This window comes from Fodinicurvata sediminis DSM 21159 (assembly GCF_000420625.1).
GTDB classification, from domain to species: Bacteria; Pseudomonadota; Alphaproteobacteria; order Kiloniellales; family DSM-21159; genus Fodinicurvata; species Fodinicurvata sediminis.
In genome coordinates, this window is sequence record NZ_ATVH01000015.1 from 166,270 (window position 1) to 190,126 (window position 23,857).

At 62.3% G+C, this 23,857-nt stretch carries 19 protein-coding genes; 15 read left to right on the forward strand and 4 right to left on the reverse strand.

Annotation, left to right across the window (positions count from 1 at the left end):
- Positions 1–78: 78 nt before the first annotated feature.
- A complete protein-coding gene (locus tag G502_RS21510) occupies positions 79–3,516 on the reverse strand; it encodes a peptidoglycan-binding protein (RefSeq protein ID WP_081649774.1) in 3,438 nt (1,145 codons plus the stop codon).
- A gap of 203 nt (positions 3,517–3,719) precedes the next feature.
- On the opposite strand from G502_RS21510, the gene G502_RS19850 reads away from it, so the two are divergent.
- Complete coding sequence (locus G502_RS19850; protein ID WP_022728770.1) at positions 3,720–4,493, forward strand: YdcF family protein; 774 nt, start codon at positions 3,720–3,722, stop codon at positions 4,491–4,493.
- On the opposite strand, the gene G502_RS0111270 is transcribed toward G502_RS19850, so the two are convergent.
- Positions 4,483–5,040: a L,D-transpeptidase family protein gene (locus tag G502_RS0111270; protein ID WP_022728771.1), complete on the reverse strand. Its 558-nt coding sequence runs from the start codon at positions 5,038–5,040 to the stop codon at positions 4,483–4,485. The genes G502_RS19850 and G502_RS0111270 overlap by 11 nt on opposite strands.
- A 163-nt stretch (positions 5,041–5,203) precedes the next feature.
- Here G502_RS0111270 and G502_RS19855 point away from each other — a divergent pair, with 163 nt between their 5' ends.
- Both G502_RS19855 and G502_RS0111280 read left to right on the forward strand, forming a co-directional pair.
- On the forward strand, positions 5,204–6,304 hold the full coding sequence (locus tag G502_RS19855; RefSeq protein WP_022728772.1) for an efflux RND transporter periplasmic adaptor subunit: 1,101 nt from the start codon (positions 5,204–5,206) through the stop codon (positions 6,302–6,304).
- 24 nt (positions 6,305–6,328) lie between these two features.
- Positions 6,329–9,457 carry an efflux RND transporter permease subunit gene (locus G502_RS0111280; RefSeq protein ID WP_026989372.1) on the forward strand — a complete coding sequence of 1,043 codons (3,129 nt, stop codon included), beginning with the start codon at positions 6,329–6,331 and terminating at the stop codon, positions 9,455–9,457.
- A gap of 29 nt (positions 9,458–9,486) precedes the next feature.
- On the opposite strand, the gene tldD is transcribed toward G502_RS0111280, so the two are convergent.
- The gene (tldD, locus tag G502_RS0111285) at positions 9,487–10,920 is read right to left on the reverse strand and encodes a metalloprotease TldD (RefSeq protein WP_022728774.1); all 1,434 of its coding nucleotides are present in this window, start codon (positions 10,918–10,920) and stop codon (positions 9,487–9,489) included.
- Positions 10,921–11,033: 113 nt separating this feature from the next.
- Here tldD and G502_RS19860 point away from each other — a divergent pair, with 113 nt between their 5' ends.
- From G502_RS19860 to G502_RS19870, 9 genes are all read left to right on the forward strand, one after another.
- Positions 11,034–12,395 (forward strand): DUF3422 family protein, encoded by a 1,362-nt coding sequence (locus tag G502_RS19860; RefSeq protein ID WP_022728775.1) that lies wholly within the window; start codon positions 11,034–11,036, stop codon positions 12,393–12,395.
- A gap of 274 nt (positions 12,396–12,669) precedes the next feature.
- The gene (gene coxB, locus G502_RS0111295; RefSeq protein WP_026989373.1) at positions 12,670–13,536 is read left to right on the forward strand and encodes a cytochrome c oxidase subunit II; all 867 of its coding nucleotides are present in this window, start codon (positions 12,670–12,672) and stop codon (positions 13,534–13,536) included.
- A gap of 23 nt (positions 13,537–13,559) precedes the next feature.
- On the forward strand, positions 13,560–15,170 hold the full coding sequence (gene ctaD / locus G502_RS0111300; protein ID WP_022728777.1) for a cytochrome c oxidase subunit I: 1,611 nt from the start codon (positions 13,560–13,562) through the stop codon (positions 15,168–15,170).
- Positions 15,171–15,227: 57 nt separating this feature from the next.
- A complete protein-coding gene (locus G502_RS0111305; protein ID WP_022728778.1) occupies positions 15,228–16,151 on the forward strand; it encodes a heme o synthase in 924 nt (307 codons plus the stop codon).
- A 9-nt stretch (positions 16,152–16,160) separates the two neighbouring features.
- Positions 16,161–16,304 (forward strand): cytochrome c oxidase system small membrane protein, encoded by a 144-nt coding sequence (locus G502_RS22450; protein ID WP_022728779.1) that lies wholly within the window; start codon positions 16,161–16,163, stop codon positions 16,302–16,304.
- Positions 16,305–16,307: 3 nt separating this feature from the next.
- A complete protein-coding gene (locus tag G502_RS19865; RefSeq protein ID WP_022728780.1) occupies positions 16,308–16,925 on the forward strand; it encodes a cytochrome c oxidase assembly protein in 618 nt (205 codons plus the stop codon).
- Between the two features lie 61 nt (positions 16,926–16,986).
- Positions 16,987–17,820, forward strand: a complete 834-nt coding sequence (locus G502_RS0111320; RefSeq protein WP_022728781.1) for a cytochrome c oxidase subunit 3 — start codon at positions 16,987–16,989, stop codon at positions 17,818–17,820.
- Positions 17,821–17,952: 132 nt separating this feature from the next.
- Positions 17,953–18,252, forward strand: a complete 300-nt coding sequence (locus G502_RS0111325) for a DUF983 domain-containing protein (RefSeq protein ID WP_322098904.1) — start codon at positions 17,953–17,955, stop codon at positions 18,250–18,252.
- Positions 18,253–18,257: 5 nt separating this feature from the next.
- The gene (locus tag G502_RS19870) at positions 18,258–19,049 is read left to right on the forward strand and encodes an SURF1 family protein (RefSeq protein ID WP_162140974.1); all 792 of its coding nucleotides are present in this window, start codon (positions 18,258–18,260) and stop codon (positions 19,047–19,049) included.
- Here the strand turns inward: G502_RS19870 and G502_RS0111335 are convergent.
- On the reverse strand, positions 18,961–19,509 hold the full coding sequence (locus G502_RS0111335; protein ID WP_022728784.1) for a hypothetical protein: 549 nt from the start codon (positions 19,507–19,509) through the stop codon (positions 18,961–18,963). The two genes, G502_RS19870 and G502_RS0111335, sit on opposite strands and share 89 nt — an antisense overlap.
- 24 nt (positions 19,510–19,533) lie before the next feature.
- On the opposite strand from G502_RS0111335, the gene G502_RS0111340 reads away from it, so the two are divergent.
- From G502_RS0111340 to G502_RS19875, 3 genes are all read left to right on the forward strand, one after another.
- Positions 19,534–21,045: a carboxypeptidase M32 gene (locus tag G502_RS0111340; protein ID WP_026989376.1), complete on the forward strand. Its 1,512-nt coding sequence runs from the start codon at positions 19,534–19,536 to the stop codon at positions 21,043–21,045.
- A 106-nt stretch (positions 21,046–21,151) separates the two neighbouring features.
- Positions 21,152–22,558: a threonine synthase gene (thrC, locus tag G502_RS0111345; protein WP_022728786.1), complete on the forward strand. Its 1,407-nt coding sequence runs from the start codon at positions 21,152–21,154 to the stop codon at positions 22,556–22,558.
- Positions 22,555–23,853 carry a M16 family metallopeptidase gene (locus G502_RS19875; RefSeq protein ID WP_022728787.1) on the forward strand — a complete coding sequence of 433 codons (1,299 nt, stop codon included), beginning with the start codon at positions 22,555–22,557 and terminating at the stop codon, positions 23,851–23,853. Before thrC ends, G502_RS19875 begins: the two co-directional genes overlap by 4 nt.
- Positions 23,854–23,857 lie beyond the last annotated feature (4 nt).

The following is a 23,857-nucleotide window of genomic DNA, read 5'->3' on the forward strand; positions in this document are numbered from 1 at the left end:
GGCATCGTATTGATGGGAAAGTGCACGAGCCGTGGGACAGTCCGGTCAGCTCAAGCCGTTACCGATCCGGTAAGGCCTTCACAGCTTGATGTCCGGTTCAGCTTCGTCTGATGCAGCATTCTGCTCAACCAGAGCTTCCTTTGCAGCCTCTTCTACAGCCAGAAGATAAGCCAAATCGGAAACCAGGACGCGCATCGCGCCCACAAACCCGTTTTTGTCTCTTTCCAGTACGGCAATCACAAATGTTCCCTCGCATTCCTTGCTGCCGATAGAAAAGTTACCAACCGGCCAGAAGGCATTGGATGGCGGCGCAGGAACCGGCTCTCCATTATCATCAAAGCCCTCAAATTCCGAAGGGAAGCCAGGATGACCGTTGTTCCTCCGTCCATCAGCTTTATACGCCAGATTGCCGGTCTTGCTTTCCAAGGTTTTACGACAGGTAAACGCATGCGTTTTCGCATTTTGCTGGCGTGTCGATTCCTTTATCAAGTCCCCCATCGACTGCTCGCCGGTATTTGCGGCCGGCTCGTACGGAGCGGCATGCCACCAGAGAAAGCCGCTCTCGTTCTCCTGGACCGGCGCATCGTATTTCTCGATGAGAAGTCCTTTGATCGCCTCGAGAGACGGCCTGCTCTCTTCCGGGAATGTAATTGTCCTGGCGGCACCCGTAACCGGGTTTTCGTCAAGTAAGGGCTCATGAAAGATCGTCAACAGATCAGACCCGCCTTCACTGATAAGAACGGTGGATTCCGCCAGTGGTATGGACGGTTCACGAATTTCCGCATGGCTCTTCATCCATTCTTCGCGGTGCCCATAGATGATGCGGTCCGGATCGAACTCGTCTCGTACACCAGCAAACACATCATCAAAACGCTGACCTACATGAATGCCGAGAAGATCATGCTCGGATGCATTCACGGGCTGCGGTAAAGACGCGCTCTGCTGTGCAGCGTCAGGAGCTGCTTCCGTCGTGCTCTGCATAACCTCTTGCACCTCCGAAGGAGACGTCAGAGGAATGCGGGTCAGGATATCAGCGTCACGTCTGATCGCAGGATCGCTATCCTTCCTGATAATCACAATTTCCGCTACGCGAGTGTCGAGCGGGAAAACTTCACTGCCGACATCGGCTTCCGGCTTCTGCGCTGCCAGTCGGGCCCGGAACGCGAAGTCACCCGAACCTTTCCGTTCAAGCAGATCGCGTGCCTGCTCTTCCGGCATTTTGAAGCGCACACCGGAACTATTCACATTCGTAAAGCGTAGCAGGTCACTACGGGATATCCTCTTTTCGTTGCCGGTAACCTCTTTCGGATAGGTGAGGCTTAGATAGTCAAGCCCGAAGGTCCCGTTCTCCAAATCATAATCGGACGGGTGACCGTGGCCCGACATCCAGAAGCCGTCCAGATCGACAGGCTCTGCCGTAGAACCCCATTCCTGGATTGTATCCTGCCGCTCGAAACTGTTCTGGGCTGAAGACGGGTAGACCATCGCAATGATGTCGCTCCTGTGGGCACCTACAGCATCGGCCACTGCCGAAAGTATGTCGCGTGGACGGGCCAAGCTGACAGGTTCACCGGCCGGTTCGACGGGCTCGGAAAAGGATTCAGGTTGCACAAGGGGTAAATCCTCGGGCGCGAAAGCAGCCAGTTGCTGGCCGGTATCGGTGCGGATGTTCATGCCAAGCACAGTGCCGTCGAAGATGGCATTGCCTTCCTCGTTCCGCTCAACGCCGGTGATACGGTAGGCCACATCAACGGCCACGCGATCATGATTAAGTTTCATCTGTTCGGCTTGCGCGGCGCCCATCTCTATTTTGGGCACCAAGAGAGTCCGGTCGGTTCGAATCCGGGGGTAATTCATGCTGACGCTGCTGATCAGGCCGATCCGATTATCGCGGTTCATGAAGGCACTCGCGTCGTAGAAACCGAAACCGCCACGAAGCCTGAACAGGTGCGGTTCATCGTCGTCATCTCCATGATATGAAGGGAATATGAGTTGACCGCTGTCGAAATCATATTCGTGGTTGCTGATCACAACTCTGGTTGAGATGACAACGGGTGGCGTCAGCGCCAGATCGGCAAACGCCCTGTCCCACCTGTCGAGATATTGATCGGCCAAAAATTCCGGATCGCGGTCCCTGATTTCGTTCTCGGCGAATATCTCCGTTGCTCCGTAGTTCCCGTTTGACCGTAAGTTGCGAATGTAGCCGACGAAGGCTTCAAGCCTGTCTTCGCGCGGTGCAATTTCCAGATGCACGGGAACGTACAAGCGTCGCAACGCATCTTTGTCCTCACTGGGCGGCAGCGCTTCCAGCGGCGCGCCGGATGCCGCCGTTGCAGTGAGTTCTTCTGTACCGGTCGCCTCGGCGATCTGGGTGATTTCAAGCGAGTCTGGGTCGCCAGCGGTTTCGAGACCAAACTTCAGTTTTTTCAGGCATGTGCCTGAAGTGACTATAAACGTGTTGTCACCGTAAACTTTCAAGATGGTGGGGAGGTTACTTGCCGGAAGGAATGTTGGGCCAGTCATGTGTGCACCAAGGACTTGTTCCATGGTTGGCCGCAGGGCTTCGATTTCATCCTGTTCCAGACATGCTGCAACCGCCGGATAAGAATTCATGCCCTCCTGGAAGCGAGCCGATTTCACCAGGAATACATCCTGAGCCAGAATGGCAGACTGCATTCCATTCTCGACGGTCGGCCTGTTTGTTGTGCCGGAAATTCCTGTCGTTGCGGAGCCACTGCCGGCGGCGGGCCGTTGCCCCGAGTGAATGCTCGCGATCTGGGGCACCTTTCCGTCGAGCTTTCCTATACGCTCACGCATTTGCTGTTCGAGACAGGTCGCATTGCTTCCGCAGGTATTCCTGTCGGAAAGCCATTGCCGCTGCGCTTCGCTTAGCATATTCCGTCGGGCGTCAAGCTCCCGCCCCGAATATTCGTTTGCAAGGCTTCCTCGGTAGTTCTTGTAGGCTTGGGTGAGCGCCACATCCAGTTGCGCCAATGCCGGCGAGGCGCAGATTGCTCGTTCGCTCGGAATCATTGCTCGGGCGCAATCGAAGCTCGGCTGTGTTGCTGCTTGCGCGGGTGTTGGTGCGTTTTTTCCCGCATTCCTGAGCGCGGTCAGCAGATCGTCGTCGATCTGGCCGGTCGGGGCCAGACCGGAATCCTGTTCGAACCGACGAATGGCGCTCACCGTCTTGCTGCCCATCATTCCGTCGATTGGTCCAGGGCTATAGCCAAGATTGCTCAGGCGTTCCTGGACTTCATTTACTTCGACGGAATTATGTGCCGGTCTTGAAGGAGACGGTGTAGAGGCTGGTGCAGTGGTGTCAGGGGAAACTGATGTTGCACTCTGCGGCGTTTGCGAGGGTGCAGTCTGTGGCTGTTGCCTCTGTGGCTGCTGTGACTCGATGATCTCCTTTCCGAGGTTGAGAAAGGATCCGATGTCTCCAGAATCAAAGCTTTGTGCGAGTGCCAGTCCAGGGACCCAGAGCAATGCGCCAGCATACAGAATGGCCCTCATGTCGCATGCCCCTCTTTCTGCGAGATGTACTCTTGTGTATGTATATCACAGGAGATAGAAAAATTATGAATTCAAAAAGAAATACCCCTAAAGTGTAGTATAGATATTGTATTCTGCTGCACATGTGCGGTCTGCCTTCAGAAATATTACTACTTTCTTCGCGACCTGTTCAGCCGGATGCCGATGTTGACCTGTGAACTGCAATGTTCTTTCTGAAGAAGCTGCTGGGCGCGTTGCTGTCGCCGGTCGGGCTTGTGCTGGTGCTGTTGCTGGCCGGCGTGGTCCTGATGCTGGTGGGCGGTGCGCCGCGCCTGGCACGGGGGCTGCTGGCCTGTTCGCTGCTGCTTTTCCTGGCCTTTTCCCTGCCCTGGCTACCCAATGCCTTGCTCCGCCCGCTGGAAAGCCAAGTAGCGCCCCTTGCAGGGTTTCAGGAGGCACCGCCTCGACCGAGACCGAAAGCCATCGTGGTGCTGGGGGCCGGCCATCATGTACGGCCGGGCCAGCCGCCGGCGGACTGGCTGGGGCGTGCAGCCTCGGCGCGCTTGATGGAAGCCCTGCGCCTGCGGGGCCTGGCCGGGCTTTCGGATCTGCCGCTGATCTTCACGGGCGACACCGGGCGGGAGTCCTTGCCCGTGGCCGAGGCGATGAAGCGCGCGGCCTTGTCCCTGGGTGTGCCGGAGGCGACCATCGTTTCCGAAACGGCCCCGCGCGACACGGCGGAGGAAATGACAGTGCTGTCCCGCAGGCTGGGGAAGAGCCCCTTTGTCCTGGTGACCTCCGCCGCACACATGCCGCGGGCACTCAGGTTGGCGGAAGGGGCGGGACTGAACCCGATTCCGGCGCCAACGGACTATCGGCTGGTGCAGGCTTCTGCAGCCAGTTGGCAGGCCTGGCTGCCTTCAGCGGGAAACCTGCAGCGTGCCGACCACGCGCTGCACGAGTGGCTCGGTCTGCTGTGGCTGCGCATCAAGGCTTGATGCGGATGGGCGTACCGACCTCGACCGACTCCCAGATCTGCAGCATGTGGTGATCGCGCAGCGCGATGCAGCCGTTGGTCCAGTTGGGTTCGTTGAAGACCTCCTTGCGGTATTCCGTGTCGTTGGGCATGCCGTGCAGCATGATCTGCCCGCCCGGGCTGACGCCATAGCGTTCGGCATAGGCCTTGTCCTCTTCGTTGGGATAGGTGATGCCCAGCGAGAGGAAGAAGCTGCTTTCCGGATTGCGCCAGCCGATGCGATAGGTGCCTTCGGGTGTGCGCTTGTCGCCCTCGAAGCGTTTGTGGCCCTCGGGCCGTTTGCCGAGCTGAATCGGATAGCTGGCAAGGACCTCGCCATCACGATAGAGTTCCAGAACCCGCTCGCTCTTGCGAACCTCGATGTAATCCACCCCGGCTTCCAGGGCGGCCAACTGGCGGTCCTTCGGATTGCCCTGTCCCGCCGTTTCGCCCTGGGCCACCGCCAGGCCAGGCAGCAGACAGAGTATGATGCTGGCCAGCATCAAGCTTCTGCGCGCGACTCTGCACATGATATTCCCCCCAGAATGACTTTCCGGGTGGAATGTGTAACACATTGCCACTAGTTTTCAGCAGCGGATTTCGTCGCGTCCGGACCGATTTTTGCGGAGACTCCGCACGAAAGGGTGTTGCGGCGGAATGGTCCGAACAGGAATCGAGCTCGTAAAACACCCGATGATTCGCACAGTCTTCCAAATTCTCTTCATTCTGCTGCTGGCCGGTGGCGGATATTATGCATGGCAGAGCTTTTCTCCCGGCGACCCCGGGGGTGCGGGCGGTGGCCCGCCGGGCGGTGGTGAGGCCAGCCCTGTGGTGGTCAGCGACGTGCGAATCGGCCTTGTTGCGGAGCGCGTGGAGGCCGTAGGCACGGCCGAGGCCCGGGAATCCATCGAGGTGGTTCCCGAAGTGGCCGGGCGCATTGAAACCATTCACTTCGAACAAGGCCAGGAGGTTGCCGCCGAGGATATCCTGCTGGAACTCGACAGCACGCGCCAGCAGGCCTTGCTGCGCGAAGCCGAGGCAAATCAACGGGACATGGCGCGCCAGCTGGAGCGGGCACGCCAATTGCTGAGCAGCCAGAATGTTCCACAGGCCCGCGTGGACGAGTTGCAGGCTGGGCTGGAAGCCGCCTCGGCCCGCGCGGCCGCAATCGAGACCGATATTGCGGACCGCAAGATCAGGGCCCCCTTCGAGGGCGTGGTGGGGCTGCGGCGCGTTTCGCCGGGAGCCTACATCGACAGCCAGACCATCGTGACCACCCTGGACGACCTGTCCGAAATCAAGATGGAGTTTTCGGTTCCGGAACGCTTCATGGGGGTGCTTTCGCGCGGCCTGCCGGTGGAGGCCACCTCTGCGGCCTGGCCGGGTGAAACCTTCGAGGGCGTGGTCAGCGACGTGGACACCCGCGTGGACCCGGCCACCCGCTCCCTGCGCGTGGAGGCAACGCTGCCCAACGAGGATCGTCGCCTGCGCCCGGGCATGTTCATGGCCGTGCGCCTGCTGGTCAGCCAGCGCGAGAATGCCGTCCTGGTGCCCGAAATGGCGGTCGTGGCCGAAGGCGATCGCCCGCATGTCTATGTCCTGGAAGAAAGCGAGGATCAGGACAGCGTGCGCCGCGTCGATGTGCAGATCGGAACGCGCCTGCCCGGCGAGGTCGAGATCCAGGAAGGGCTGTCCGAGGGCGATCGTGTGGTGACCTATGGCCTGCAGCGCCTTCAGGATGGGGCAACGGTGCGTGTGGTCGGGACCGGCGACGGCCCCGATGCCGGCAGCTGACCAGGCAATGGGGCGGGCAGACTGATGTTTCTTTCCGATATCTCGATTAAGCGCCCCGTCCTGGCAACGGTGATCAGCCTGCTGATCGTGGTGCTGGGTGTTGCCTTCCTGATGCAGATGGCGGTGCGCGAGAATCCCGACATCGACCCGCCGGTGGTGTCCATCGACACGACATACACGGGAGCGGCTCCGCAGGTGGTCGACAGCGAGATTACGGAAGTGATCGAAAGCGCGATCAGCGGCGTCGAGGGCATCCGAAACATCCAGTCGGAGAGCCGCGACGGGCGCGCCGAGACGACGATCGAGTTCAACACCTCGCAGGATGTGGACCTGGCGGCCAACGATGTGCGCGATGCGGTCGGACGGGTGCTGTCGCAACTGCCAGAGGAGGCTGAAGACCCTGTTGTCCGCAAGGCCGATGCCAATGCACGGCCGATGATGTGGATTACCTTGACCAGCGATCGTCTGGATCCCTCGGAGCTGAGCGATTATGCGGAGCGGACGCTGGAGGATCGCCTGTCCATCCTGGATGGTGTGGCGCGCGTTCGTATCGGCGGCGATCGCCGCTATGCCATGCGCATCTGGTTGGACCGGCAGGCCATGGCGGCGCGTGATCTGACGGTCTCCGATGTGGAGCAGGCCTTGCGGGCTGGGAACCTGGAGCTGCCAGCCGGGCGCCTGGAATCCGAGGCGCGCGAACTGACGGTGCGCACCGAAAGCCGGCTGAGCGACCCGGAGGAGTTCGCCAGCCTGGTGGTGAAGCAGGAAGACGGCTACCAGATCCGTCTGGGCGAGGTGGCCCGCGTCGAACGGGGGGTGGAAAGCGAACGTTCCATCCTGCGCTCCAATGGCGAGAGTGCCATTGGCCTGGGCATCATCCGGCAGTCCAAGGCCAACACCATCGATGTCTCGGACCGGGTGCGTGCGGAAATCGACGCAATCCGGGGTGATTTGCCCGCAGGCGTCGAGCTGAATGCCAGCTATGACGAATCGCTGTTCATACGCGAAGCGATCAAGGAAGTGGTCAAGACCCTGCTGCTGGCCATCGGCCTGGTGGTGGTGATCATCTTCCTGTTCCTGCGCACCATCCGCGCCACCTTCATTCCCGCCGTCACCATCCCCGTCTCGCTGATCGGCGCCTTCATCATCATGGCGCCACTGGGATTCTCCATCAATGTGCTGACCCTGCTGGCCATGATCCTGGCCGTGGGCCTGGTGGTGGATGACGCCATCGTGGTGCTGGAGAATGTGCAGCGGCGTATCGAGGAGGGCGAGCCGCCCCTGGTGGCCGCTTTCCATGGCACGCGCCAGGTGGGGTTTGCCGTGATTGCCACCAGCTTGACCCTGATCGCGGTCTTCATTCCCATCGCCTTCCTGGAGGGCAGTGTCGGGCGCCTGTTCGAGGAATTCGGGCTGACCATGGCGGCGGCTGTCGCCTTTTCCAGCCTGATCGCGCTGACCCTGGCGCCCATGCTCTGCTCCAAGTGGCTGAAGGCGCCAGACCACAGTCGCCGGCCGAACCTGTTCATGCGCAGCACGGAAGCCGTCCTGGAGGGGCTGACCCGCGGCTATCGCTGGCTGCTGGAACGCGTGATCGTCCTGCCCCTGGCGGTGCTGGGCGTCGCCCTGCTGGTGGCGCTGATTGCCTTGCCGCTGTTCTCGCTGCTGCCCAACGAGTTGACGCCGACCGAGGATCGCGGCGTGATCATCATTCCCAGCACGGCGCCGGAGGGGGCGACGCCGCAGGAGACTTTCCGCAGCGTCCTGCAGGTGGAGGAAGCGATCCGCCCGGTCTATGAGCGCGGGGACGCGAACAGGATCTTCTCCATTGTCGGATGGGGCAATGTCCCCAACAGCGGCTTCACGATCCTGGGGCTAGCGCCCTGGGACGAGCGTGACATGAAGCAGCAGGAGATCACGCAGGAGATCTTCCCCAAGATCCTGTCCGTTCCGGGCTTGCGCGCCTTTGCCGTCAATCCGCCGGGTCTGGGCCAGAGCTCGTTCGAGCAGCCGGTCCAGATCGTGGTGGGCGGCTCCGATTACGAGACCGTGGGGACCTGGGCCAACCGCCTGGTGGAGCGGGCTTCCGAAAACCAGCGCATCGTGAACCTGGACAGCGATTACAAGGAAACCCGGCCGCTATTGAGCGTGTCCATCGACCGCAAGCGGGCCGCGGATCTGGGCATTCGCGTGCGGGACATCTCCACCACGCTCGAGAGCATGATCGCCTCGCGCGTGGTGGGCAGTTACCTGGATCGCGGGCGCGAATACGACGTGATCGTGCAGCTGGAGGACAGCGCCCGCATGACGCCAAACGACTTGGAGAACATCTTCGTTCGGGCCGAGAGCGACGAACTGGTGCCGCTCAGCAGTCTGGTGACCCTGACAGAGCGCGGGGCGCCGCCGTCCCTGACCCGTGTGGACCGCCTGCCGTCCGTGACGATCACGGCCTCGCTGGCGTCAGGCTACGACCTGGGCGAGGCCCTGGCCTATTTCGAGGGGCTTGCGGAGGAGGAGCTGCCCGAGGCGGCACGCCTGAGCTACCTGGGGCAATCGCAGGAGTTCCAGGATACCTCGAACGAGATCTACTTTACCTTCCTGCTGGCCCTGGTCATCGTCTTCCTGGTCCTGGCCGCCCAGTTCGAGAGCTTCGTCCATCCGGCCATCATCATGCTGGTGGTGCCCCTGGCGGTGACCGGCGCGCTTCTGGCGCTCTGGCTGACCGGCATGTCGATCAACATTTACAGCCAGATCGGGGCGATCCTGCTGATCGGCCTGATGGCGAAGAACGGCATCCTGATCGTGGAGTTCGCCAACCAGCTGCGTGACGAGGGGCGCTCCGTTCGCGAATCCATTGTCGAAGGCTCGGTCCTGCGCTTCCGGCCCATCCTGATGACGGCGATCTCGACGGTGGTGGGGGCGGTTCCTCTGGTCCTGTCCACGGGCGCCGGAGCTGAAAGCCGCGGCGCCATCGGCGTGGTGGTGATCGGCGGCCTGGTCCTGGCCACCCTGCTGACCCTCTTCGTGGTCCCCGTGCTCTATGACCTGCTGGCGCGCTTCACCACTTCACGCAATGCCGTGGCAAAGCAGCTGGAAGCACAGAGCGAGAGCGTCACGGCTACCCCCCGGGAAGAGGGGCACCCGGCCGAATAGGCCGGGTGTAGCCGTGCTTCTGCCAGAACTCAGGCGGCCGTGCCGCCCACGGTGATGGAATCGACCAGCAGGCTTGGCTGGCCGACGCCCACGGGTACGCCCTGGCCCTCCTTGCCGCAGGTGCCGATGCCGGGGTCGAGCTGCATGTCGTTGCCGACCATCTTCACCTTGGTCAGCACGTCGGGACCGTTGCCGATCAGGGTGGCGCCCTTGACCGCTGGGCCGATCTTGCCGTCCTCAATCATGTAGGCCTCGGTACAGGAGAAGGTGAACTTGCCGCTGGTAATGTCCACCTGGCCGCCGCCGAAGTTCACGGCATAGAGCCCCTTCTTCACGGAGGCGAACATCTCGCCGGGATCCTTGTCGCCGTTCAGCATCACGGTGTTTGTCATGCGCGGCATGGGGATGTGGGCATAGGATTCGCGCCGTCCGTTGCCGGTGGGCGTCATGCCCATGAGCCGCGCGTTCTGCCGGTCCTGCATGTAGCCGGTCAGGATGCCGTCCTCGATCAGGGTGGTGCGCGCGGTGGGCGTACCTTCGTCGTCGATGGTGAGCGATCCGCGCCGATCGGCCATGGTGCCGTCGTCGATGACCGTCACGCCAGGGGACGCCACGCGCTGTCCCATCAGGCCGGCGAAGGCCGAGGTCTTTTTCCGGTTGAAGTCGCCTTCCAGGCCGTGGCCGATGGCCTCGTGCAAAAGGATGCCGGGCCAGCCGGGACCCAAAATCACCGGCATCTCGCCGGCGGGGGTGTCGATGGAGCCCAGGTTGACCTCGGCCTGGCGCAAAGCCTCGTCGGCGAGCGCCTTCCAGGAACCTTCCTCAATCAGGCCGCTGTAGCCGACGCGGCCGCCACCGCCGGCACTGCCGGTTTCCATGCGGCCGTCCTCCTCCAGCGCCACCGAGACGTTCAGACGGACGAGGGGGCGGATGTCCGCCTGCCGCTCGCCGCCGGCGCGGATGATCTGGACGGCCTGCCAATTGCCGGCGAGCGAGGCGGAGACCTGCTTCACCCGCGGATCCTTGGCCCGCAGGTAGCTGTCGATCTCGCCCAGCAGGGCGACCTTAGTCTCGAACGCCACGTCGTTGAGAGGGTTGTCGCTTTCATAAAGACGCCGGTTGGTGCCCTGGGGCGGTTCCGCCATGACGCCTCCCTGTCCGCGGTGCACGGCACGCACGGTCTCGGCCGCCCGGTCCAGGGCGGCTTCCGAAAGCTCGCCGGCATGGGCATAGCCGGCGGCCTCGCCGCTGACGGAGCGCAGGCCAAAACCCTGGGAGGTGTCGAAGGACGCGCTTTTCAGCCGTCCATCGTCCCAGCCGAGTGCCTCCGACTGCCGGTATTCCAGGAACAGCTCGCCATCGTCGGCACCGTTCAGGGCCTCGTCGACCTGTCCCTGGGTGCGTGTGCGATCCATGCCGGCACGTTCGAAGAACAGCGAATCGGTTTCGGCGATCAATGACATGAAGGTTATCCTCAAACTCGGTGGAACAGTCTGCCCTTGTTGATATAGCGTTGCTAAGCGTAAATAACAGCATCGGAATCCAAGGATTCCGCAATCGGGGGGTCTTGAAAAGCATGAGCTTCGATCTGCCACTGTCGGACCATCCGCTGCGTCAGGAGCTTTCGGCCGAGGTGCACGCCCGCCCCTACATGCACCTGGACAAGAACGAGCGGGCCACGCACCTGGCGTTCCTGACCGGAGAGCGCGGTGCGGAGGAAGAACGCGCTCTGGTGGCGGAGCTTTGCCAGCAGCAGGGAGTCGAGCCCCCAGCCGAGGGCAGCAACTTCCATGCGGCCGACCTGGGGCACTATCGCCTGCGCTGGGAGCGGCACACCGAATTCACAAGTTACAGCTTCTTTGCGCGCGCCGAGGCTTTCGAAGGCAATGGCGCGCGCGAGCGCTTTGCCCGCACGGCCATGGAGTTCGTGCCGCAGGACTGGCTTTCGCGGCTGCCCGGACAGGTTTTGGCCGGCCTTCACATGGAGATGGAGGAAGGCAGTGCGGACGAAGCCGATGCAGACAAGGCCGATGCGGACGAGATCGAGCGCATCCTGGAGATACAGAACTTTGCCGGTTCGGCCGTGTCCGGTGGTGCCGCGCGGGTCTGGATGAACTTCACCATCAACTCCGACGGGTTCGGGCGTATCCTGGTGCGGGACCATTACTTGCGTCCGCGCCAGGCCGGGCGCCTGATCCAACGGCTTTTCGAGATCGAGACCTATCGCATGCTTTCGCTTCTGGCGCTGCCATTGGCGCGCCGGCATGGCGTCGAGCTGACCGAGCTCGGTCACAGCCTGATGGACATTACGGCCCAGTTCTCCGAATGCGATGCACTGGAGAGCGAGCAGCGGCTGTTGGCACAGTTGACCGACCTGTCCGCAGAGATCGAGCGGATTGCTGCGGCCACGAATTTCCGGTTCGGAGCGACGCGGGCCTACTACGAGTTGGTGCGCCGGCGAATCACGGAGCTGCGCGAGGAACGGATCGAAGGAATCCAGACCATTGGCGAGTTCATGGACCGGCGCCTGGCACCGGCCGCAAACACCTGCGTGGCCGTGGCCGAGCGCCTGGACACGTTGTCCAAGCGCGTGGCACGGGCCAGCCAGCTTCTGCGCACGCGGGTGGATATCAAGGTGGAGGCCCAGAATCGCGACCTGCTGCAGACCATGAGCCGGAGGGCCAAGCTGCAGCTCCTTTTGCAGGAGACCGTTGAGGGACTGTCCGTGGCGGCGATCACCTACTATGGCGTGGGACTGGTTTCCTATGCCGCAGAGAGCCTGAAGGCCAGCGGCCTCGCTGTGCCCGAGTCCTATCTGGAAATGACGCCGGGCGTTGCCATTCCCGTGGTGGCCGGCCTGGTCTGGTTCGGCATGCGACGGGTGCGCCGCATCATCGGGCGCGAGGTCGAGGACGAGATCCGGCACGAGGAGAATTAACCCTCTCACAGCCACTTCGTGATTTTGCGGCAAAACGCCGCATAACCTCGGGAGGGCCTGGGGCATCCGCTATAGTGAAGCAATTGTAAAACGATCTGGAAAGAGGTGCCGTAAGCCGGGAAGCCGCTTGAGAGGCGGCAGGGAGTAAGCTAGGTTGCGCACCTCGAAAGTGGGGCGGACGGCTCGTATGACGAACATCCGGGATCAATTTGCTGCAGGACTGCAGCGGGCGGTGCCGGGTCCGCACATTCAGGCGAAGACGGGAAAAGATAAGATGGCGCTTGTTTCTCGATGGGCCACTACCCTGATGGTGGCATTCTATGCACTTCTGGCACTGGCCGTGCCGGCCAATGCCCAGGGCAAGGGGCAGCCGGTGGACTGGGGTCTGGGACTGCAGGAGGCTGCGACGGTGATCAAGTCGCAGATGGAGGGCTTCCACAACATGCTGCTGGTCATCATCACGGCCATCACGCTGTTCGTGCTGGCGCTGATGATCTACGTGATGATCCGATTCCGGGCCCGGGCCAATCCGAACCCTTCCAAGACCACGCACAACACGATGATCGAGATCGTCTGGACCGTGGTTCCGGTGCTGATCCTGGTGATCATAGCGGTGCCCTCCTTCAAGCTGCTCTATGCCAGCGACCAGATCCCCGAGTCGGAGATGACCATCAAGGCCACGGGCAAGCAGTGGTTCTGGACCTATGAATACGAGCACCCCGAAGATGGACTGTTCCAGTTCGATTCCTTCATGCTGACGGACGAAGAGGCGGCCGAGGCCGACCTGCCCCGTCTGCTGGCCACCGATACGACCGTCGTGTTGCCCGTCGACACCAACATCCGGATCCTGGTGACCGCCGGAGACGTGCTGCACTCCTTTGCCGTTCCGGCCTTTGGCGTGAAGACGGACGCCGTGCCCGGGCGCATCAACGAGACCTGGGTCAATATCGAGGAAGAAGGCACCTACTATGGGCAGTGCTCGGAGATCTGCGGCCAGGGCCACGCCTACATGCCGATCATGATCAAGGCCGTTTCCAAGGAAGAGTACGAGGAATGGCTGGACGAGGCTGCCGAGGAATACGCAGCTGCGCCAGAGCAGGGCCGGTCCGTGCAGTTGGCCCAGGCCGAACGCGCAGAATGATCCGCTAGCAGGGAATGAGAGATATGGCTGAAGCCAAGACACACGATTCGCACGATCATCACGATCACAAGCCGGGTTTCATTACCCGCTGGTTCTTCTCAACGAACCACAAGGACATCGGCACGCTCTACCTGCTGTTCGCGATCATCACGGGTCTGATCGGTGGACTCTTCTCCGTCATCATGCGGATGGAGCTGCAGGATCCGGGGGTGCAGTTCCTGACCCAGGGCGGAAGTCCCGACGGGCAGCTCTGGAACGTGCTGATTTCGGCACATGGCCTGATCATGGTCTTCTTCGTGGTCATGCCGGCCTTGATCGGCGGTTTCGGCAACTGGTTCGTGCCCTTGATGATCGGGGCGCCGGACATGGCCTTCCCGCGCATGAACAACATCTCGTTCTGGCTGCTGGTTCCGGCCTTCCTTCTGGTCTTGGCCTCTGCATTCGTCGGCAGCGGCGCCGGCACGGGCTGGACGATCTATCCGCCACTTTCATCGAGTCTGGGGCATCCCGGCATGTCTGTGGACATGGCGATCTTCGGACTCCACCTGGCCGGTGCCTCCTCGATCCTGGGCGCGATCAACTTCATCACCACGATCTTCAACATGCGCGCGCCGGGCATGACGCTGCACAAGATGCCGCTGTTCGTCTGGGCCATGCTGGTGACCGCCTTCCTGCTTCTGCTGGCTCTTCCCGTTCTGGGTGGTGCCATCACCATGCTGCTGACCGACCGCAACTTCGGGACGAGTTTCTTCGATCCGGCGGGCGGGGGCGACCCGATCCTGTTCCAGCATCTCTTCTGGTTCTTCGGACACCCGGAAGTCTACATCATGATCCTGCCGGCCTTCGGCATCGTCAGCCACGTGGTCTCGACCTTCTCCAAGAAGCCGGTCTTCGGCTATCTGGGCATGGCCTATGCCATGGTCGCCATCGGCGTGGTCGGCTTCGTGGTCTGGGCGCATCACATGTTCACGGTGGGCCTGGATGTGGACACCAAGGCCTACTTCACCATGGCGACCCTGATCATCGCGGTGCCGACGGGCGTGAAGATCTTCAGCTGGATCGCCACCATGTGGGGCGGGTCCATCGAGTTCAAGACGCCCATGCTCTGGGCCCTGGGCTTCATCTTCCTGTTCACCATCGGCGGCGTGACGGGCGTCGTGCTGGCCAATGCCGGCATCGACACCGTGCTGCATGACACCTACTACGTGGTCGCCCACTTCCACTATGTGCTGAGCCTGGGGGCGGTCTTCGGCATCTTCGCCGGCATGTACTACTGGCTGGGCAAGATGAGCGGCCGGACCTATCCGGAATGGGCCGGGAAGCTGCACTTCTGGACGACCTTCATCGGCGTCAATCTGGTCTTCTTCCCGCAGCACTTCCTGGGCCTGCAGGGCATGCCGCGCCGCTATATCGACTATCCCGATGCCTATGCCGGCTGGAACTACGTCTCCTCCATCGGGGCCTACATCTCCTTTGCCTCCACCCTGTTCTTCATCGGCCTGCTGATCTGGGTGCTGGCCGCCGGCCGCAAGGTTGGCGAGAACTACTGGGGTGAGGGCGCGACGACCCTGGAGTGGACCGTCAGCTCACCGCCGCCGTTCCACACCTTCGAGGAACTGCCGCGTATCAAGTAAGGCGAATGAGGCCGTCCCTTCTGGGGGCGGCCTCGCCTAAGCGAAAGGAAAGCGTTCGTGGTGGATACAACCGTCAGCCTGGACCAGGAGACAGACGCAAAGGGGCGTGTGCAGGATTATGTTACCCTGCTGAAGCCCCGTGTCATGTCGTTGGTGGTCTTTTCCGGCCTGGCCGGGCTGCTGGTGGCACCGGGTAGCCTTCATCCCCTGATCATGGCCGTGGCCGTGCTTTGCATCGCCATTGGTGCGGGTGCGGCCGGTGCCATCAACATGTGGTATGATCGCGATATCGATTCCGTCATGGAGCGCACGCGCGGACGCCCCATTGTCCTGGGACATGTGGCTCCACCCGAAGCACTTGCCTTTGGGGTGGTGCTATCATTGTTTTCCGTGATGCTGATGGGGCTGGCCGTCAACTGGACGGCAGCGGCCCTGCTGGCGTTGGCCAATGCCTTCTATGTCTTCGTCTATACGATCTGGCTGAAGCGGCGCACGCCGCAGAACATCGTGATCGGAGGTGCCGCCGGCGCCTTCCCGCCGATGATCGGCTGGGCTGCGGTGACGGGCGGCGTATCCCTGGAATCGGTGGTGCTGTTCCTGATGATCTTCCTCTGGACCCCGCCGCATTTCTGGGCACTCGCCCTCTATCGCTCCGGCGATTATGCGCGAGCCAACGTCCCCATGATGCCCGTGGTGGCTGGCGCCGATTCCACGAAATGGCAGATGCTGCTCTATACCCTGGTGCTGCTGCCCGTGGCTGTCCTGCCCAGCATTCTGGGAACCGCCGGCTGGATCTATGGGACTGCCGCCCTGGGACTTGGCGGGCTGTTCGTCCTCTGTGCCCTGCGGGTTCTGCGCGATGAAAGCCATCGCGCAGCCAAGCAGATGTTTGCCTTTTCCATCCTGTATCTTTTCCTGCTGTTCGCTCTGCTGATCCTGGACCGCGCTCCAGGGCTTCTGAGTGGAAGCCTGCTGGCATAGGGAGCGGTCATGTCCGGAGACGACAGGAACAGGCGTCCGGGAGATTCCAAGGTGCACCGTGCCAAGCGCGGCAAGAACCTTGCGATCCTGGCGGTGCTGGTTGCCTTTATCGTGATTGTCTACTTCGTCGCCGTCGTCAGGATGGGGGGCTAGACCATGTCCGCTTCGTCCGGAAAGAACACGCGCATCGCCCTGCTGCTGTCGGGGATTGTCTTCGGCATGGTTGGCCTCTCCTTCGCCGCTGTTCCGCTCTATGAGCTGTTTTGCCAGGTGACGGGCTTCGGGGGCACGACGCAGCGCGCCGAGGCAGGCGCTGATGCTGTTTCCGAGCGGGAGATGAAGGTTCGTTTCAACGCCGACGTGAACGGTGACCTGCCCTGGAGCTTTGCCGCCGAAGAACGCGAGGTGAAGGTGCGGGTTGGCGAGAACCGGCTGACCTTCTACAAGGCACGCAATGAATCGGACCAGGCGGTTACCGGGGTGGCCACCTTCAACGTGACGCCCACCAAGGCCGGACAGTACTTCAACAAGGTGGCCTGCTTCTGCTTTGACGAACAGAAGCTGCAGCCGGGCCAGGAAATGGAAATGGGGGTCAGCTTCTTCGTCGACCCGGCGATCGAGGAGGATCCTAACCTGGACAACGTGAAGACCATTACATTGTCCTATACCTTTTTCCGCAGCCTTGACGAGATCGAGGATCCCGGCGAGGAAACGGAAATCAGCCGCCGTGAGGAGACCTCCGGCAAGACGGGCCGGGTGGCCAAAGTGAATTGAGTGAGCAACAGCGCGCGGCCTCTTGCCCAGGGGGCAGCGCCGACTGGGGGAACGAAGGAACATGAGTGAAGCACACGGCAAACCGAACCATCCCTATCACCTGGTTGATCCCAGCCCCTGGCCGCTGATCGGCGCGATCTCGGGGGGTGTCCTGGCCGTTGGGACCGTGTTCTTCATGCACGGGGAAGGGGCCTGGCTGATGGCCCTGGGGATCCTGATGGTCATTGCCACCATGGTTGGCTGGTGGGCCCAGGTCATTCGCGAGGCGGTCGTGGAAGGCCATCACACCCCGGTCGTCCAGATCGGCCTGCGCTATGGCATGCTGCTGTTCATCGCCTCGGAGGTCATGTTTTTCGCAGCCTTCTTCTGGGCTTATTTCGACGCCAGCCTTTTTGCCGGCGAGGCCGCGCAACAGGCACGCGTGCAGCATACCGGCGGTGTCTGGCCGCCGGAGGGCGTCATCACCTTCAATCCCTGGGACCTGCCCTTCCTGAACACGCTGATCCTGCTGCTGTCCGGGTGCACCGTCACCTGGGCGCACCATGCGCTGCGCGAAGGCGACCGCAAGGGGCTGCTTCAGGGCCTTGGACTGACGGTCATCCTGGGTGTTCTCTTCACCTCGCTGCAGGCCTATGAGTACAGCCATGCCGCCTTCGGCTTCAGTGACGGCATCTATTCCTCGACCTTCTACATGGCCACCGGCTTCCACGGCTTCCACGTGATCGTCGGCACGATCTTCCTAGCGGTCTGCTGGCTGCGCGCCTATCGCGGGCATTTCAAGCCGGACCACCATTTCGGCTTCGAGGCCGCGGCCTGGTACTGGCACTTCGTTGACGTTGTCTGGTTGTTCCTGTTTGTCAGCATCTACTGGTGGGGTGCCGGCGTAACCCACTAGCATCCTGATACTGCCCGTCTGCCGGAGAGATTCCTTCGTCAGACGGGCTGGAGTTTCCTTATGCATGACACGACTGTCTCTCCGCTTGGCGCAGGTCTTTCCTGCCGTTGTCCGCGGTGTGGCAGAGGGCGCTTGTTCAAAGGGTTCCTGACGGTCGTTGAGCATTGCTCCATCTGTAACCTGGACCTCAGAAAAGCCGACAGTGGCGATGGACCGGCGGTTTTCCTGACCCTTGTCCTCGGGACTCTTCTGGTCCCTTCCGCCCTGTTGCTGGAAGTCTCGACGGAACCGCCCCTGTGGGTTCATGCCCTGATCTGGCCTGTCGCGATCACGCTGGTTGCCAGCCTGTTGCTGCGCCCGTTCAAGGCCACGATGATCGCCTTGCAGTACAGGCACAGGGCCAGTGATTCCGGCACCGAGACCTACGACTGACTGCCGTGTCCTTCCGTCTTTCCCACTTGGCCTTTCGCCCGCGTCTCTGGCCCACGCTCCTGACCCTGCCGGTCTTGGCCGCGTTGCTGACCCTGGGATTCTGGCAGCTTGAGCGGCTTGCGTGGAAAGAGGCCCTGATTGCTGAACTGGCGGAACGTCGGGAAGCCGCGCCTATGCCTTTGGACGCCGCGCTGGAAGCGCCGCAGGAGCACGAATACCGCTCGGTCGCCTTGCAGGGGGAGTACCTACATGATGGTGAGCTTTACTGGCTGGCGCGCACCCACGATTCCAAAAGCGGCTACCATGTCCTGACGCCCTTGAGACTGGCCGATGGGCGCGAGATTCTGGTGGACCGTGGATGGATGCCGGGTTCCGACCCCCAGGCGACGGTAGCGGAGATTGCACGTCCCGAGGGGCCACAGGAGTTGACCGCAGTTCTGCGTCAGGGGGGCTGGGGCGGCTCGAGCTGGTTGACCGATTTCCTGCGTCCGGAGAACCGCCCGGCGGCGAACGAATGGCTCTGGTCCGACCTGCCGGCAATGGCCGAGGCGGCTGGACTGGAAGATCCGGTCACCCGCGCCTATGTCACCCTACTGCCCGAATCTTCCTCCTCGGACCGGCCGCTGGCGCAGGCCCCGCCGATCAACCTGAAGAACGACCATCTGGGTTATGCCATCACCTGGTTCATCCTGGCTGGCGCCCTGGCTGTCATCTATCTTCTGTTTCATCTTCGCCCGCGATCTCGCCCTGGTCCTCGCGACGACGGGCCTCGGCCTTCCGGGCGGCATGCTGGATGAAGCTTATGACCTGAAGCGGAGTGCCCTGGAGAAAGGTCATGTCGATGTCAGCGCGTCCGCCGTCGCTGAGCACGACCTTGACCCCGCGCATGAGAATCTGGCGCTTGGGGCTGGCCTCTTCCACCTCGTGCCAGGAAACCCAATCCCTGTCATCCAGGCGGCGATCCCGGAAGCCGTCCTGGGTCATCTCGAGGATTGGTTTTTCCAGCCGCTGGTCCAGGATCAGCTTGACGATCAGGTAGCCGGGCATGGAGATCAGGATGAGCGCGACCAGCCAACTGATCTGTTCTTCCTCGTTGCCGCCGGAGGGTCCCACGATGGCGGCTACTCCGAAGATGACCAAGGCTGTAAGGATCACGAGGTGCGAGATGACCTTCACCTGGTCGAAGTTGAGTTCGAGGCTGTAGGGTTGCGGGGCATTGCGCGCCGAAGACTTGGTGTTAAACAGCGGAAGCTCCATCTGGCTGCGTGAAAACCGAACGGGATGAGGAAAGGGTACAGCGTGTCCGCATATCAGCAATTGCAACAGCGTTTCAAGCGCCATGGCTGCCTTGATGACGTTCTGGCCGTCCTGGGCTGGGATACGGCGGCCAACATGCCGACCGGCGGCGCCGAGGTGCGTTCGGAACAATCAGCAGAGCTGGAGGTCCTGCAGCATGAACTGCTGACCGCAGCGGAAACCGGAGAATTGCTGGCCCAGGCAAAAGAGGAGCATGACCAGCTTGATGCTTGGCAGGCCGCGAATCTGCACGAAATGGAACGCCTCTGGCGCCACGCCACGGCTGTGCCGGCCGACCTGGTCGATGCCTTGTCGCGGGCGTCCCAGCGTTGCGAGATGGTCTGGCGCGAAGCGCGCCCCGCCTCGGATTTTACGCGCGTGCAGCCAGCCCTTCAGGAAGTATTGGAGCTTACCCGTCAATCGGCGCAGGCCAAGGCGCAGGCGCTTGACTGCAGCCTGTATGACGCCCTGTTGGACCAGTACGAACCGGGTGGCAGCAGTGCGGAAGTGGACACGATCTTTCAGGACCTGGCAGGCTTCCTGCCGGATTTCCTGCCCCAGGTGCTGAAACAGCAGGCCCAACAGCCCGAGGCGACCCTGCCGGACGGACCTTTCCCCCTGGACCGGCAGGAGGCCCTGGGGCGGCGTCTGATGCAGCAGGTGGGGTTCGATTTCACCCATGGCCGCCTGGACCGTTCGCTGCATCCCTTCTGCGGCGGTGTGCCCGATGACATACGCCTGACCACGCGCTATGACGAGGCCGATTTCGTCTCCTCGCTGATGGGCATCCTGCACGAGACGGGGCACGCCATGTACGAGCGGGGACTTCCCCCCGACTGGCGGCACCAGCCCGTGGGCATGGCGCGGGGTATGGCCCTGCACGAAAGCCAGAGCCTGATGGTCGAGATGCAGGCCTGCCGCAGCGATGCCTTCCTGAGCTATCTGGGGCCCTTGCTGGCCGAGACTTTCGCTGGCCCATCAGAGGTCTGGCAGACAGACAATCTGGCGCGCATCTATCGCAAGGTGGAGCCGGGCTTCATCCGTGTGGATGCGGATGAGGTGACCTATCCCGCCCATGTGATCCTGCGCTATCGCCTCGAGAAGGCGTTGATCGAGGGAGACATGTCCCTGGCCGACCTTCCGGCGGCCTGGAACGACGGCATGAGGGAACTTCTCGGAATCACCCCGCCCGAGGACCGTGTGGGCTGCCTGCAGGACATTCACTGGTATGCCGGCGAGTGGGGCTATTTCCCCACCTATACCCTGGGGGCCATGATCGCCACCCAGTTGTTCGATGCTGCACGCCAGGAGGTACCGGATGTGGAACAGTGCCTGAGGCAGGGGGATTTTGCACCGCTTATGGGATGGTTGAGACAGAACGTGCACGCCTGGGGCTCCTTCATGGAGACCGGCGCACTGCTGGAGGAAGTCACCGGCCGTCCGTTGGACCCCGAAACCTTCAAGGCGCATCTTCGCAATCGCTACCTGGAAAAATGAGGCCTTGTCTCGACAGGTCCGGACAGGCCTGCCGCGCAGGGGACAGCGTGACTCCAGGGTCCAGCGTGACTAGAGTAACCGGCATTTCAGACGGGCAGAGGGTATCTTGCGCTATTTCTCCACACGCGGCCATGCGCCGGTCCTGAGTTTCGACGACGTCCTGCTGACAGGACTGGCGCGCGACGGCGGTCTTTACCTGCCGGAGAGCTGGCCCCAGTTGTCACCCGAGATGCTGCGATCACTTTCGGGGGCGCCCTACGCCGAAGTGGCGCGACAGGTTATGGCGCCCTTCGTGGCCGGCTCCGCCATCGAGGAAGACTTCGGGCAACTGGTAGCGGAGGCCTATGCCGACTTCGAGCATGCCAGCGTGACACCCTTGCGTCAGCTGGATCCCGATCTCTGGCTGATGGAGCTTTTCAACGGGCCGACGCTCGCCTTCAAGGACGTGGCCCTGCAGTTGCTGGGGCGCTTGTTCGACGCTGTCCTTGAGGCGCGCGGCGAGCGCCTGACCATCGTGGGCGCGACGTCAGGCGACACCGGATCGGCGGCCATAGAGGCCTGCCGCGACCGGGAGCGGGTGGATATCTTCATCCTGCACCCCCATGGCCGGACTTCGGAGGTCCAGCGCCGGCAGATGACCACGGTGGAGGCGTCCAACGTCCACAACATTGCGGTCGAGGGCACCTTCGACGACTGCCAGGACCTGGTGAAGGCCATGTTCAACGATGGGTCCTTCCGCGACCGCTTGCAGCTTTCGGCGGTGAATTCCATCAACTGGGCACGGATCATGGCCCAGATCGTCTACTACGTTCAGGCGGCGGTCAGCCTTGGGGCGCCGGAGCGCCGACTTTCCTTTTCGGTGCCCACGGGCAACTTCGGAAACGTCTTCGCCGGCTATGCCGCCCGGCGCATGGGCGTTCCGATCGAACGGCTGCTCGTCGGTTCCAACAGCAACGATATCCTGACCCGCTTTTTCGACAGCGGCATCATGGCCGTGGAAGAGGTGCAGCCGACCCTGTCGCCCTCGATGGATATCCAGGTTTCCAGCAATTTCGAGCGCCTGCTCTGCGACCTTTATGAGCGCGACGGCGATCGCTTGACGCAAACGCTGGAGGGCTTTCGCAGGGAAGGACAGTTCCGGATCGATCCGGAACTGTTTGCCGCATTGCCCTTCGAAGGGCACCGTCTGGACGATACGGAAACCCTGGCCGAAATCGAACGGGCCTATCAGGTCTATGGCGAGCTGCTCGATCCGCACACCGCCATCGGCGTGGCTTCGGCCCGGACATCCGCGACCCGGCGCCCGGACATTCCCAGCGTGGCCTTGGCGACGGCGCATCCCGCCAAGTTCCCCGATGCGGTTTTCAAGGCCACCGGCAAGCGGCCCGAACTGCCGGAACGCCTGGCCGACCTTTACGAGCGGGAGGAGCGCTATGTGACCCTGCCCGGTGAACTGGACGGACTGCAGACCTATATCGAGGGGCACGCTCGAATTACAAAGGAAGTTGCATGACGGTACAGGTTTCCCGACTGGACAATGGACTGACGGTGGCCACGGACCGGATGGAAGAGGCCGAGACGGTCTCTCTCGGTGTCTGGATCGGTGTCGGCACCCGTCACGAAGTGCCCGAACAGAATGGTGTGGCGCACCTGCTGGAACACATGATGTTCAAGGGGACGAGGCGCCGCAGTGCCCGCGCCATCGCCGAGGAAATAGAGGCCGTGGGCGGCCTGCTGAATGCCTATACAGGCCGCGAGACCACAGCCTATCATGCCAAGGTCCTGACCGACGACCTGCCCCTGGCGCTCGACCTGGTCGCGGACATCCTGCAGGAGTCCCGCCATGATGCCACGGAGCTGGAACGCGAACGCTCGGTGGTGCTGCAGGAGATCGGGCAGGCCGAGGACACCCCCGATGACATCATCTTCGATCTGTTCCAGGAAACGGCCTATCCGGAGCAGGGCATAGGACGGCCGGTGCTGGGGCGGCCCGACATTGTTCAGAGCCTGCAACGGGATGACCTGGTCGGCTTCCAATCCCAGCGTTATGGAGCGGAGCGCATGGTACTTTCGGCGGCCGGGAAGGTGGATCACGAAGACTTCGTGGCCCGTGCTGCGGCTGCCTTTGGCACTTTGCCCAGCCGCAGTCATCTGCCGCATGAGGGGGCGCGCTATCAGGGCGGCGACCTGCGGATCCAGCGCGATCTCGAACAGGTTCACGTCCTGCTGGGCTTTGACGGCGTGGGCTATGCCGATCCGGATTACTACGCGGCTGCCGTCTTTTCCTCGCTGTTGGGCGGGGGCATGTCCTCGCGTTTGTTCCAGGAGGTTCGCGAAGTTCGGGGTCTGGTCTACAGCATTTTCGCCTTTCATGGCGGGCAGACGGACAGTGGTCTGTTCGGGGTTTATGCCGGGACCGGTGAATCCGAGGCCGGGGAATTGATGCCCGTGATCTGCGATGAAATCCTGAAAGCAGCCGAGGCGCCCATTGCCGACGAGGAACTGGCACGTGCCAAGGCGCAGCTGAAAGCCGGAATCCTGATGGGACGCGAGCGCAGCGACAACCGGGCCGAACACCTGGCCAGCCAGATCCTGGTCCACGGACGCCCGCTGGAGACCGAGGAGATCGTGGCCGAAGTCGAGGGTGTGACGCAGCAGGAGATCCAGCGTTTTGCCGCACGCATGCTGTCCTGCACGCCGACCCTGACGACGCTGGGGCCCATTTCGCGCATCGAAAGCCACGACAGTGTGACAGCGCGCTTGAAGCCGGCTGCCGGTCCAGTCGTGCAGCAGACTGCCGGAGTCTGAGGCT

Coding starts and splice junctions, on each gene's coding strand:
- G502_RS22450 (WP_022728779.1), top strand. CDS start 16,161: ATGTCCGGAGACGACAGGAACAGGCGTCCGGGAGATTCCAAGGTGCAC.
- coxB (WP_026989373.1), top strand. CDS start 12,670: ATGGCGCTTGTTTCTCGATGGGCCACTACCCTGATGGTGGCATTCTAT.
- ctaD (WP_022728777.1), top strand. CDS start 13,560: ATGGCTGAAGCCAAGACACACGATTCGCACGATCATCACGATCACAAG.
- G502_RS19850 (WP_022728770.1), top strand. CDS start 3,720: ATGTTCTTTCTGAAGAAGCTGCTGGGCGCGTTGCTGTCGCCGGTCGGG.
- tldD (WP_022728774.1), bottom strand. CDS start 10,920: ATGTCATTGATCGCCGAAACCGATTCGCTGTTCTTCGAACGTGCCGGC.
- G502_RS19875 (WP_022728787.1), top strand. CDS start 22,555: ATGACGGTACAGGTTTCCCGACTGGACAATGGACTGACGGTGGCCACG.
- G502_RS19855 (WP_022728772.1), top strand. CDS start 5,204: ATGATTCGCACAGTCTTCCAAATTCTCTTCATTCTGCTGCTGGCCGGT.
- G502_RS0111320 (WP_022728781.1), top strand. CDS start 16,987: ATGAGTGAAGCACACGGCAAACCGAACCATCCCTATCACCTGGTTGAT.
- G502_RS19865 (WP_022728780.1), top strand. CDS start 16,308: ATGTCCGCTTCGTCCGGAAAGAACACGCGCATCGCCCTGCTGCTGTCG.
- G502_RS0111270 (WP_022728771.1), bottom strand. CDS start 5,040: ATGTGCAGAGTCGCGCGCAGAAGCTTGATGCTGGCCAGCATCATACTC.
- G502_RS0111335 (WP_022728784.1), bottom strand. CDS start 19,509: ATGGAGCTTCCGCTGTTTAACACCAAGTCTTCGGCGCGCAATGCCCCG.
- G502_RS0111340 (WP_026989376.1), top strand. CDS start 19,534: ATGAGGAAAGGGTACAGCGTGTCCGCATATCAGCAATTGCAACAGCGT.
- G502_RS21510 (WP_081649774.1), bottom strand. CDS start 3,516: ATGAGGGCCATTCTGTATGCTGGCGCATTGCTCTGGGTCCCTGGACTG.
- G502_RS0111280 (WP_026989372.1), top strand. CDS start 6,329: ATGTTTCTTTCCGATATCTCGATTAAGCGCCCCGTCCTGGCAACGGTG.
- G502_RS19860 (WP_022728775.1), top strand. CDS start 11,034: ATGAGCTTCGATCTGCCACTGTCGGACCATCCGCTGCGTCAGGAGCTT.